Genomic DNA, 12,458 nt, shown 5'->3' on the forward strand with positions numbered 1-12,458 from the left:
CCGGTATTCTGACCAACTGAACTACCGCTGCGAACATGGTGGGCGGTAACGGATTCGAACCGCTGACCCTCTGCTTGTAAGGCAGACGCTCTACCAACTGAGCTAACCGCCCATGTTCTTTTAACTTTCAAACCAGCTAAATTAAATTCTAATTTAGTTGCTGTGTTCGTTCGTTGTGGTGCGTATTATATAGAGTTTTTATCTCATGTCAAACATTTTTTTTAAAAAAATATGAAATATTTTATAACTCATTGATTTTCATAATTATTTCATGATCATTTTTTAATGATGTTTTTAAGCTGTGTGTATGATTTTATCACACTCACTTTGTTAAGATGGTGAAGTGTGTGTTCTTTGGTGTGGCCATGTGAGTGTCCTCAATTCATCGTGCTTGAAAATCAAGGGCGATTGAATTGATGCAGTATCTAAGACCTGTGTCCGTGATGTGATTGTCATCAAATACATGACCTAAATGCCCGCCGCAATTACTACAAGTTACCTCAATGCGTCGCATGCCATGTGATAAATCCAGCGACCTGCTTAGGGCGGTGGGAGTCTTGGCACGATCAAAGCTTGGCCAACCACAACCTGAGTGAAATTTGTGCATGCTATCAAACAATACGGCATGACAGCCTTGACAACGGTAGATGCCATCGGCATCGCTGTCGGTGTGAATCCCAGTGAAAGGGGGTTCGGTACCCTTTTGACGCAGCACATGGTACACCTCTGGGCTTAATCGAGCCTGCCAGTCCGCCTCGCTCATTTGGCAGATGGCTTCTTTGCTTAGTGTTGGTTTTGGTGTTGGCATGATGATCCTTGATGGATTTGATGAATAAGAGGAGTAAATAACTAAATGGTCATGATGAATGCTAAATACAAGGGGTTTTGAAAAATGGCGGTTTTTTTATGATGTCAATGCATATCTTTTGACTGTTGCCATGCTTTTGTGTTTTGATTTGATTGGAAATGGCTTGCAAATTTTATGTGATTTGCCTAAAATTTGCCCATTTTTTTAATGACTGCTGGCTGTTGTTATGCGGTGCTTTACCATTGTGGTTGATACATCGGTAGTTGCATCAGTGATTAAGCTTTTGTTCATCAACTCACTAAAAATCTTAACAGAGGGTTTGTGTGAACAAGTCGTAAAATACCAACTGTTAAGAATGCGACTGGGCAATGCTTGAATAAATTAAGTGCCAAAAGCCAGTAAATCAATTAAAATCAACAAAAAATTGATGCGTGATAGACCTATGGGTAAAGCAAATGAATCATTTAGACAAACAAACTGCTAAAATTTTAAAAAAATCTACCAAGCTTGATAAAGTGTGCTACGACATCCGTGGCAGTCTGCTGCAGACCGCCAATCGCATGGAGGCAGAAGGGCAACGCATCATCAAGCTGAATATCGGCAATCCTGAACCATTTGGCCTGCTGCCGCCTGATGAAATTGTTAAAGATGTGGCGATGAATCTGTGCAATGCTTCTGGCTATTCTGACTCTCGGGGTATTTTTGCCGCTCGTAAGTCAATTTTACAATACTATCAGTCTAAGGGCTTGTTATCAGCTACTGATGTGAGCGATGTGTTCATTGGCAATGGTGTCAGTGAGCTTATTGTCATGGTCATGCAAGCACTGCTGGATGAAGGAGATGAAGTGCTGATTCCCATGCCTGATTATCCACTTTGGACAGCTGCGGCGAATTTGGCAGGTGGCAGAGCTGTACATTATCGCTGTGTGGAAGAAATGGACTGGCAGCCTGATTTGGCAGACATTGAAAGTAAAATCACTGCACGAACCAAAGGTATTGTTGTCATCAATCCAAATAATCCAACAGGAGCATTGTATTCGGATGCTGTCTTAAAACGCATTGCTGATTTGGCGGATGCTTATGGGCTTGTCATCATGGCTGATGAGATTTATGATCGCATCTTGTATGATGGGGCAAGCCACACGCCAATGTGCACCATCACTGACAGATCGCTGATTTTGACTTTTAGTGGTCTTTCCAAATCGCATCGTATTACAGGCTATCGTTCTGGTTGGCTGATGATTTCTGGCAAAAAAGACCATGCCAGTGATTTTATAGAAGGATTAGGCATGTTGGCAAGCATGCGTCTTTGTGCGAATGTGCCAGCTCAATACGCCATTCAAACTGCAATGGGCGGCTATCAATCCATGCAAGCACTGACCGCACCGCAAGGCAGATTGTGTAAACAACGAGATTTGGCAGTGTCTCGCTTAAATGCCATCAAGGGCATTAGTTGTACTGTGCCACAAGGGGCGTTTTATTGCTTTGCTAAGATTGATCGTGATATTTACCCAATCGATGATGACATGCAGTTCATGATGGACCTGCTCATTCAAGAAAAAGTGCTGATGGTTCAAGGCACAGGCTTTAACTGGGATAAACCTGACCATTTTCGCCTTGTGTTTTTGCCAAACCTTGTTGATTTGGAAGATGCGATGGATCGGCTGGACAGATTTTTTGCCAATCAGCGTAAAAAATTTGGTACTGTATGATTGGGGCTTTTGGGCATTCGTGCTTACCAATCAGCATTGATCCTATGATGATTGTTTTGGGCGTTGTACACCACCGTAATTTTTCATGCTTTTTATGTGAGTGATGCGATCGAATGGTCATTCCGTCAGCATTTGCGTGCTTCATGATGCGATAAGATGAATTTTTAATGAAAATAAGATACAATGGCAATTTTCGTTGATGAGTGTGAGTATGGTAGATAGAGTGTTGCAGTCAGTGGGCGGTGAAATGGTGGTGAATACTGCCCAAGAGTTAAAGCAAGTTGCCCAATCAGGCAAGGAAGTTGCCAAAGATATAGCAAATGCTACTGTTGACGGATTGGAAGATGGTACCAATCAAGCTTTGCAGTTTTTGGGCGTGCCGATTGACATTACTGATTTGCTCCATAACAGTGTGGCAATTACCATTAACTTGATTTTGGCATTACTCATCTTTTTTGTGGGAAAGTGGGTTGGCAAGCGTATTTTGGAGCTGGTGAATCATGCGTTACAAAAAACACATCTTGACCAAACGGTACTTAATTTCCTAAACAATCTGCTGTATGGGTTAATGCTTGTAACAGTAACCTTAGCAGCACTCAATAAGCTGGGTGTGAATACGAACTCATTCGTAGCGGTGCTTGGTGCGGTGGCAGTTGCCATTGGTATGGCATTAAAAGACCAATTATCCAATTTGGCTGCTGGCGTGATGATTGTGATTTTCCGTCCTTTTGGACGAGGTGATTATGTTGAGGTGGGTGGGCATGTAGGTACGGTGCTTGACATCACATTGGTCAATACGCGCATTAAAACGCCAGCCAATCATGAAGTCATCATTCCTAATGGCGACATCATGACCAGTTCTAGTACGAACTTTTCATCTCTGCCTACTCGTCGTGTTGATGTCGTGGTGGGTATTGGTTACCATAGTGATATCAAAAAAGCACGCGAAGTGATGCTGATGATTGCTGATGCACATGATCTTATTTTAAAAGAACCCAAGCCTTTGGTGCGTGTGACAGCTTTGTCCGACAGCTCGGTGGACATGACTTTGTATGTCTGGGCGCAGAATGAGGATTGGTTTGGCGTGCAGTGCGATTTGTTGGAACGCATCAAATATGCGTTTGATGATCATGGGGTAGACATTCCTTTCCCCAATCGCACGCTGCATCTAGAGGGTCTTGATGAATTGAGTGAATTACTAAAAGAGCGCAGAAATATTGTTAAATAATTAAAAAGCCTCAATCATTGAGGCTTTTTTGTCATCTAAAAGATGCGGTTTAGACCGTTTAATGCCGCCACACGATACGCTTCTGCCATCGTAGGGTAATTGAAAGTGGTGGCGATGAAATACTCTAATGTATGACCACATTTCATCACTGCCTGACCAATATGAATGATTTCAGAGGAGTGATTGCCATAGCAGTGGATGCCAAGAATTTCCAAAGTCTCTCGGTGGAAAAGAATTTTAAGAAATCCAGAACGCTCACCGATGATTTGTGCACGCGCCAAGTGTTTGAAAAATGCTTGACCAACTTCATAAGGGATTTGCTCTCGTGTCAAATCCTCCTCAGTTGCACCAATGCTAGAAATTTCTGGGATGGTATAAATGCCTGTCGGTACGCTGTCGATGAATTCAGCCTGTTCATCACCAACCATAAAGCCAGCGGCATTACGACCCTGATCGTAAGCGGCGGAAGCCAAAGATGGCCAGCCGATCACATCACCAGCAGCATAGATGTTCGGCAGGCTGGTTCGATAGGTCTTGTCTACTTCAAGCTGACCACGGCTGTTGGCTTTTAAACCAATGGCTTCCAGGTTAAGGCTGTCGGTGTTTCCTGAACGACCATTACACCAAAGTATGGCATCTGATCTGATTTTTTTGCCACTTTTTAAATGCAATACCACGCAGTCATCATGTGTTTCTAGGCGATCAATTTCTTCATTGTTACGAATGCGTACGCCAAATTGACGAAAATCGTGTGACAGTGCATCGGAGATTTCATCATCCAAATAGCTTAGCAGCTGATCTTTATTATTAATCAAATCAACAACATAACCAAGGCCTGTAAAAATTGAGGCATATTCACAACCAATCACACCTGCACCATAGATGATGATTTTACGAGCAACATAATCCATCTGTAAGATTTTATCTGAATCAAATACTCTAGGATGGTCAAAATCCAACAGATCGGGACGATAGGGGCGAGAGCCGACAGCGATGACTGCTTGATTAAAAGTTAAAGTTTTTTTGGTGCCATCTTCTGACGATTCTACTTGAAGAGTATGTGCATCTAAAAAACTGCCCCAGCCTTGAATGATTTCAATGCGATTGCGTTCATAAAATAAGCGATGGGTATTGACTTGGTTTAAAATGACATTACGAGCTTTACTGAGTACTTTATTGAGTGGTACTTGTAGGTTGTCAGTAAAAGAGCTAAATAGCGGATCTCGACGCATGCCAATGATATTAAATACGGATTGGCGTAATGCCTTACTTGGGATGGTGCCAACATGAGCACAGTTACCACCGACTTGATCTCTAGGATCGATGACGGCGACTTTTTGACCTGATTTGGCAAGCTTCATCGCCGCCGCTTCGCCTGCTGGACCAGCACCTAATACAATGGCATCATATTCATAACTGTGCTTTTTTGTCGGTTGATTGTGTGCTTCTGTGTGTAGAGCGATGCGTTGCCCATCTAATGGGCTGATTAATGCTTGATGGATGAGATCGGTATCAGCTTGCTCATAAAGCTGTGTGGGAATTTCTGTTGATGGCGTGTTTGGCTGCCCATCTGAATTGATGGCATCTGCTGTATTCGTCGTGATTTTTTTGGTCATGGATTGGCCTTATTTCTTAATTATGAATAGATTGGCATGAAAAGAAGTGATGTGCCTTAATCATCAAGTAGTTAAGATGTCTAAGCTTGGTCAAATGATGCGTCTGGTCATGCCTGTCATCTGCAAAATACGAGTAGCAATCTCCTCAACACTCATCTCTGACACATTTAAATTGGGGATTTTTTGAGTGGTGTAAATCGCTTGAATGGCGCGTTGTTCTTCTTGACATTGAGCAAGTGAGGCGTAGCGACTGCCAGCTTTACGCTCCTGGCGAATGCGTACCAAACGCTCGGTGTCAATCGTCAGACCGAATAATTTGTGATGATAGGGCTGCAACACCTTGGGAAGGTTGCTGGTATTAAGGTCATCTTCGGTTAAGGGGTAGTTTGCAGCACGAATACCAAATTGCAGTGCCAGATATAGTGAGGTTGGTGTCTTTCCTGAGCGAGACAGTCCAACCAAGATGATGTCTGCACCGTCATAATGATTGGTGCGTGCTCCATCATCATTATCCAAGGCGTAATGCACCGCATCAATGCGTGCCTTGTAATCTTCTGAGTCCACATCACCATGTGCCATGCCTGTGTGCGGGTTGGGGATTTCATTGATTTCTGTGGCAATGCGGTTGATAAGACCTTCATAGATATCTAGGTTGGTTGCTGTTGCCGCATTGATGATGGTGCGAATCTCATCGCTGACGATGGTGTCAAAAACCAGTGGTTTTAATCCTGATAAGCGGTGTGCGTCATTGATACGCATGACTGCTTGGTGTGCAAGCTCAATGGTATCTACATAAGGAATGACCTTGATGTCAAATTTGACATTGCCAAATTGACTAAGTAATGAACGCCCTAGGGTTTCGGCGGTAATCGCTGTGCCATCAGAGATAAAAAACGCACTACGCAATGGTGCTGTGAGCGAATCTGATTTGTCTGATATTTTTTGGCTCGGTGTCGGAGTATGGACATACATGAGCTTTCTCCTTGTCCTTGCTGATGCATTAACGAAACGATGAGCATGCATCAGTATAGCATAAAAATGCCCATTTTTAAGCGATATTTGCAAATTAGCCATCTTGACACATCATTGGCAGTCGTTTGTGTCAGCAGTTCATTTAAAAATAACAGCATTTACTAGGCTTTGGTTGATGGTCGTCGCATTTAAATTCATTCATCAATAAAATATTAAGTATTTTTATAAAAAATAACATTGAGTATAAGTTCATTTATCGCTATAATTTGTCAATAATTTCATCAAATTGTAAGGGGTGGACCTATGTCCCAAGTCATTGCATTTAGTCAACTTGGTAAAAACGATGTGGAAATCGTCGGTGGTAAAAACTCATCACTGGGCGAGATGATCAGTAACTTAGCTGGTGTGGGCGTGTCTGTGCCAAATGGCTTTGCCACCACTGCTGACGCTTTTAATCGTTTTTTGAGCGAAACTGGCTTGCTTGAGCAAATTAATGCCGAACTTAAAGATTTGGATGTGAACGATGTTGAAAAACTTGCCGAAGTCGGTGCTAAGGTGCGTGGTTGGGTCATCGCTCAACAGTTGCCACAAGACTTAGAAGCAGAAATTCGCAATGCCTATCACGAGCTAACAGATGGACAGGATGTTGCGGTGGCGGTGCGTTCAAGTGCGACGGCAGAGGACTTGCCTGATGCTTCTTTTGCAGGGCAACAAGAAACTTTTTTGAACATTCGTGGTATTGATAATGTGCTGATTGCCATCAAGGAGGTTTTTGCCAGTCTTTATAATGATCGTGCGATTGCTTATCGTGTCCATAAAGGCTTTGAGCATGCTGGCGTGGCATTGTCTGCTGGTGTGCAACGCATGGTGCGTTCAGAGACTGGCACAAGTGGCGTGATGTTCACCTTAGATACCGAAAGCGGCTTTGATGAGGTGGTGTTCATCACGGCAAGCTATGGCTTAGGTGAGATGGTGGTGCAAGGAGCGGTGAATCCTGATGAGTTTTATTTATCAAAAAAACTCCTGGCAGCAGATCGCCCTGCGGTGATTCGTCGCAATCTTGGTGCTAAGCAGATTAAAATGATCTATGGTGATGAAGGTACAACCAAGCGTTCTACTAAGATTGTGGATGTGGACAAGGCTGACCGCCAACAATTTGCACTTACTACAGATGAGCTTACTCGCTTAGCTAAGCAAGCCGTCATCATTGAAAAGCACTATGGATGCCCAATGGATATTGAATGGGCGAAAGATGGCGATACAGGAGAGCTGTTCATCGTGCAAGCTCGTCCAGAGACTGTCAAATCTCGTCAGGATAAGACCAGTGTTGAGCGTTATGTCATTCCTTCAAAAGGCGAAAAAGTACTCTGCGAAGGTCGATCGATTGGTCGTCGTATCGGTACAGGCAAGGTGCGGATTGTCAACAGTCTCAATGAAATGAGTAAGGTGCAAGATGGCGATGTGCTTGTCTCTGACATGACAGATCCTGACTGGGAACCTGTGATGAAGCGTGCTTCTGCCATCATTACCAATCGTGGCGGTCGTACTTGCCATGCAGCAATCATCGCACGAGAGCTTGGTGTGCCAGCCATTGTCGGTTGTGGTAATGCCACAGAAGTGCTGACAGATGGTCAAGCGGTAACGGTGTCATGTGCTGAGGGTGATACGGGCTTTATTTATGAAGGCTTACTAAACTTTGAAGTACAAAAAAATTCAATCGCCAGCATGCCAGAGCTTGCCTTTAAAGTGATGATGAATGTTGGCAATCCTGATCGTGCTTTTGACTTTGCACAAATCCCAAATGAAGGAGTGGGTCTGGCTCGACTGGAGTTCATCATCAATCGCATGATTGGTGTGCACCCTAAGGCGTTGCTAAATATCGACAGTCTGCCACAAGAGACTCGCCTACAAATATTTGAGCGTATGGCAGGTTATAATTCTCCTGTGGAATTTTATGTCAATAAACTCATTGAAGGCATTTCAACCCTTGCTGTGGCATTTGACGATAAGCCTGTCATTGTGCGTATGAGTGATTTTAAATCTAATGAATACGCCAATCTCATCGGTGGTAAGCTTTATGAACCACATGAGGAAAACCCAATGCTTGGTTTCCGTGGAGCCAGCCGCTATATTTCAGAAAATTTCCGTGATTGCTTTGAGCTTGAATGCTGTGCATTGAAATATGTGCGTGAAGAGATGGGCTTGACAAATGTCAAAATCATGATTCCATTCGTACGCACCACCACAGAAGCTGCACAAGTCATTGAACTTCTTGAAAAAAATGGCTTGAAGCGTGGTCAAAATGGTCTTGAAATCATCATGATGTGTGAGTTGCCAACCAATGCCTTGCTTGCTGATGACTTTTTAGCCTATTTTGATGGTTTTTCCATTGGTTCAAATGATTTGACGCAGCTGACCTTGGGGCTTGATCGTGATAGTGGCATCATCTCACACTTGTTTGATGAGCGAGATGCGGCGGTCAAAAAATTGCTTAGCATGGCGATTGATGCTTGTCGTAAGCAGGGTAAGTATGTGGGCATCTGTGGTCAAGGGCCTTCAGATCACCCAGATCTTGCTCGCTGGTTGATGGAGCAGGGCATCAGCTCAGTATCACTAAATCCAGATACAGTGCTGGATACTTGGTTGTTTTTAGGGCAGAATAAATAGTTCAGGCTTTACTAACTTCCTGCAAATCCTATTTTCTACTAACTCAATAGGATTTGCAGGATTTTTTTATGCAATAACTAATCAATTTGACGATAAAAATTAAAAAACTGGAATTTGTCATTAATCATGATGTCAAAATTCTTATTGCTTTTTTATTTTATCAGGGACTTTGTTAAAAATTGGGCTTGGGTAAGCATAATTTTAATTTGATCTCATCTGATGAATGATGATCTCTCATTAGTATTGGTTGAACTTTCTAGTAACAGCATCTCATTTGTTTTAAACAAGAGTTTTTTATGATTAAAGAAATTTTTTTTGCTAACCCAAATGTAAAGCGGTATGCTTTTTTTATGCTCTTTTTTCAGATGGGTATGGCAATATCACTGGCTTCTATGCCAATTTATTTTAAAAATGAAAACGCCATCTCCGCCTACGGAATGGCATATTCGGTTATGGCGGTAACAGGGGTGTTTTCTTTTGTTTATGGAATGTTTGTAGATAAAATTGGTTTTGCCAAAGCCTTGTTATTTGCTTTATTATTATACGCCCTTGCTTTATCTATGCGGGTATTTACGCACCCAGTCATTGCGGTTATGACGGCAATAATCGCAGGTGTTGGTGCATCTACTGCCATTCTCGCCAATCGCTCTTGGGTTCTACAAATTTCTGAAGACAGTACCCAGAATACCACCAAATTAACCGCAATGCGTTCTATGATTGTCAATATTGCTATGTTGGTTGGGACGGGTCTTGTATCGTTGGCGGTGTATGTATTTGGTTCTATTTATTTTTGGTTATTGTTAATGGCAGGCGGTTTTGTTTTTATGTCAAGTGTGTTTGCCTATCAGAATATTAAGTTCGATAAATTGAAAAAGGTAGCAATTAAGCCCAAAGAAAAAATATCCATAAAAAATATTTTAACCTTATCTACTATTTTGTTTATTTTATCTAATTTTGTTGTTGGTTTTTATGTTGGTTTATTTAAGCCTTACTTGATTTTGATGTTTGTGGAGTATGGTGTTTCCGAATCTAAGTCGGTATTTATTTATCTGATGACGACCGTTATGTCTATTTTGGTAAATATGCTATTATTGAAATATAATAACAAATTTAAAAATATGCCTTTTATTGGATTTTTTGTTGCAATGATAGGCTATATTTTGTCTTTTTTGCTAATGTCTTTTGGCTTGTATTATGGTTTGGCTCTTTGGGTGCTGGTGTTAGCAACTTTGGCGAGAAGTGCATTTACTGGATTATCTTCATCTTTTGAAGAAGTATTAGAATATGAATTTCTTGATAAAGCAACTTTGGCGATGGCTTTGGGTTTTACCCAAACTGCTTTTTTGGCAGGAGATGCTGTTGGTTCATTGGTTACAAGTTTATGGATTGTACCAAAAAATATAGCAGATTATGCCCAGATTTGTTTATATTGTGCAGTATTGGCAGCTGTTCATATGGCGATTATTTTTTTGTTAAAGTTATTGATAAAAAGATAGTATTGGTGTAAGGTGTGATGCACCGTCATGACGGAAGGTCATTTCAACTGTTTTTTTTGGATTGTCATCACCAAATCAATGTTGTTTAAATATGTCATGATGGGTAGGGGTGCAATACATCATTCAAGTCATATCAGCAATCAATTTAACTTGTTATGTTTCATCAATCCTGCACTCATGGCATTAAATGAAAAACTAAGAAAACAAATCAGCATCAGACGAAATTTGTTCATTGAGAAAATTCACATTCAATGATTGTAACTTGCCACATTTTCGTTTAAAATAAAAAAATTTCATCATGACGACAGTAAAATGAAAATTTTTTTAGCTAGAAATAAAGTTCAAGCAGGTCCATACACACTCGAAGAGGTCAATATCATGCTTTCATCAGGAGCGGTGGTTCTTGATGATTTGATGTGGCATTCGGGAATGAATGGTTGGCAAAAAATTGGCGATGTTACTGGTGGTCAACTAAGTTACCAGCCAAACACCACCAATTTGCAGTCAGCCAATCAGTCAGCCCAGCCATCAATTCAGCGTGGTTTTGGCGATAATGTTGAGTTCAAAACACACGCAGATAAGCGTGTGAGTGTTGATGAGTTGTATGGTCGTCAGCCAATCAACCCAGCCAAACCAAACCCATCAAATTCATTGAATGGTAAGGTTCATCATCCCTCTGAAACTGTGTACGCATCTATCGGCAGTCGTTTTTTGGCATTGGCAATTAACATGACTTTATTTCTTGTTGCATTCATGCCGTTTATTTCAGGATTGATGAAGTTGAATCCTGATCGTCAGCTGATGACCACGGGAAGCTTTGAAGCTCGCATGGCTTATGCTAAAAAGTTGGCTGAGCAGCTTCCAAGCCAGGTAACGACGATGACGCTGTTACTGTTGGGTGGGTTTTTTATTGTGCAGTTGATGTTAATCGTCATGCGTGGGCAGTCATTTGGCAAGCTGGTTACTGGCATTCGTGTGCTTGATGCAAAAACTGGTCAGTTACCTTCTTTGGGTTCTTTACTGGGCATGCGTACGATGTTGCTGGTGGTGATTTATTGGCTGGCGTCTGTTTTGCCGTTTAATATTGCTTTTTTATTGCTGGGTGTTCATTATTTCATGGCAGCATCTGATCATAAAAAGCAAGGGTGGCACGATAGAATCGCTAAGACGGTGGTTGTCAAAGCATCTCCAGATCAACTTAATAAAAAACAGTGAAAGTGGGAATGATACAGATGGATTTGATGGCAGCATTCACGCCGCAGCAGCTTGCCGTATTGGATAAAGTGCAGTTGCCTGATGACTGGAAAATGGCACTATCTGATGTTCTGCTGTCCCCCATAATGGATAATTTGCGTGCGTTTTTGCGGAATGAATATGCACAGGGTAAGACCATTTATCCACCCAAGTCATTGATTTTTAATGCTTTGAACACCACCCCATTATCATCGGTAAAAGTCGTCATACTTGGGCAAGACCCTTATCATGGAGCAGGGCAGGCAATGGGTTTGTCGTTTAGTGTGCCAAGAATCATTCCCAAACCGCCAAGTCTTCAAAATATCTTAAAAGAACTGGCGAATGATTTAAACATTCCCATATCGCCACATGGTGATTTGACACACTGGGCAAATCAAGGCGTTTTGTTGCTCAATGCAACTTTGACGGTGGAAAATGGGCGTGCAGGCAGCCATCAAAATTGTGGCTGGGAAGAGTTTACAGATGCGGTGATTGATGTCATCAATAAAAAAACCGAACGGACGGTTTTTATCCTATGGGGCAGTTATGCTAAGAAAAAAGGGCGATTCATTGATGCTTCTCGCCATTTGATTTTAAATGCCAATCACCCATCTCCACTCTCGGCAAATCGTGGTGGTTTTTTTGGCAGTCGACCATTTTCTCAGACTAATGAATACTTGATAAAATTTGGTAAATCGCCGATTGATTGGGCATTGCCAAAATGAT

The 12,458-nt window shown here is 41.9% G+C and carries 10 protein-coding genes and 1 tRNA gene; 7 read left to right on the forward strand and 4 right to left on the reverse strand.

What is annotated here, in order from left to right; all coding sequences use genetic code 11:
- Nucleotides 1–36: 36 nt before the first annotated feature.
- Together M2R47_RS00005 and msrB are read right to left on the reverse strand one after the other, a co-directional pair.
- Nucleotides 37–112: transfer RNA gene (locus M2R47_RS00005), tRNA-Val, on the reverse strand.
- Between the two features lie 270 nt (nt 113–382).
- Nucleotides 383–808, reverse strand: coding sequence for a peptide-methionine (R)-S-oxide reductase MsrB (gene msrB, locus M2R47_RS00010; RefSeq protein ID WP_249097295.1), 426 nt, complete (start codon nt 806–808; stop codon nt 383–385).
- A 226-nt stretch (nt 809–1,034) separates the two neighbouring features.
- On the opposite strand from msrB, the gene M2R47_RS00015 reads away from it, so the two are divergent.
- From M2R47_RS00015 to M2R47_RS00025, 3 genes are all read left to right on the forward strand, one after another.
- Nucleotides 1,035–1,184, forward strand: a complete 150-nt coding sequence (locus M2R47_RS00015) for a hypothetical protein (protein WP_249097297.1) — start codon at nt 1,035–1,037, stop codon at nt 1,182–1,184.
- A gap of 79 nt (nt 1,185–1,263) precedes the next feature.
- A complete protein-coding gene (locus tag M2R47_RS00020) occupies nt 1,264–2,520 on the forward strand; it encodes an aminotransferase class I/II-fold pyridoxal phosphate-dependent enzyme (protein ID WP_249097300.1) in 1,257 nt (418 codons plus the stop codon).
- A gap of 199 nt (nt 2,521–2,719) precedes the next feature.
- Nucleotides 2,720–3,748, forward strand: a complete 1,029-nt coding sequence (locus M2R47_RS00025; protein ID WP_335341966.1) for a mechanosensitive ion channel family protein — start codon at nt 2,720–2,722, stop codon at nt 3,746–3,748.
- 35 nt (nt 3,749–3,783) lie between these two features.
- Here M2R47_RS00025 and sthA read toward each other — a convergent pair whose 3' ends face one another.
- On the reverse strand, nt 3,784–5,364 hold the full coding sequence (gene sthA / locus M2R47_RS00030; protein WP_249097302.1) for a Si-specific NAD(P)(+) transhydrogenase: 1,581 nt from the start codon (nt 5,362–5,364) through the stop codon (nt 3,784–3,786).
- Between the two features lie 90 nt (nt 5,365–5,454).
- A complete protein-coding gene (gene ppsR, locus M2R47_RS00035; RefSeq protein WP_249097303.1) occupies nt 5,455–6,336 on the reverse strand; it encodes a posphoenolpyruvate synthetase regulatory kinase/phosphorylase PpsR in 882 nt (293 codons plus the stop codon).
- Nucleotides 6,337–6,639: 303 nt separating this feature from the next.
- Here ppsR and ppsA point away from each other — a divergent pair, with 303 nt between their 5' ends.
- From ppsA to ung, 4 genes are all read left to right on the forward strand, one after another.
- The gene (ppsA, locus tag M2R47_RS00040) at nt 6,640–9,003 is read left to right on the forward strand and encodes a phosphoenolpyruvate synthase (RefSeq protein ID WP_249097306.1); all 2,364 of its coding nucleotides are present in this window, start codon (nt 6,640–6,642) and stop codon (nt 9,001–9,003) included.
- A gap of 296 nt (nt 9,004–9,299) precedes the next feature.
- Nucleotides 9,300–10,499, forward strand: coding sequence for an MFS transporter (locus M2R47_RS00045; RefSeq protein WP_249097309.1), 1,200 nt, complete (start codon nt 9,300–9,302; stop codon nt 10,497–10,499).
- Nucleotides 10,500–10,811: 312 nt separating this feature from the next.
- Nucleotides 10,812–11,714 (forward strand): RDD family protein, encoded by a 903-nt coding sequence (locus M2R47_RS00050; protein ID WP_249097310.1) that lies wholly within the window; start codon nt 10,812–10,814, stop codon nt 11,712–11,714.
- Between the two features lie 8 nt (nt 11,715–11,722).
- Entirely contained in the window at nt 11,723–12,457 is a 735-nt protein-coding gene (gene ung / locus M2R47_RS00055; protein ID WP_249097750.1) for a uracil-DNA glycosylase, read from the forward strand.
- The last annotated feature ends 1 nt before the right edge of the window (nt 12,458 follow it).

Origin of the sequence: Moraxella oculi, from assembly GCF_023336735.1 — a bacterium.
GTDB classification, from domain to species: Bacteria; Pseudomonadota; Gammaproteobacteria; order Pseudomonadales; family Moraxellaceae; genus Moraxella; species Moraxella oculi.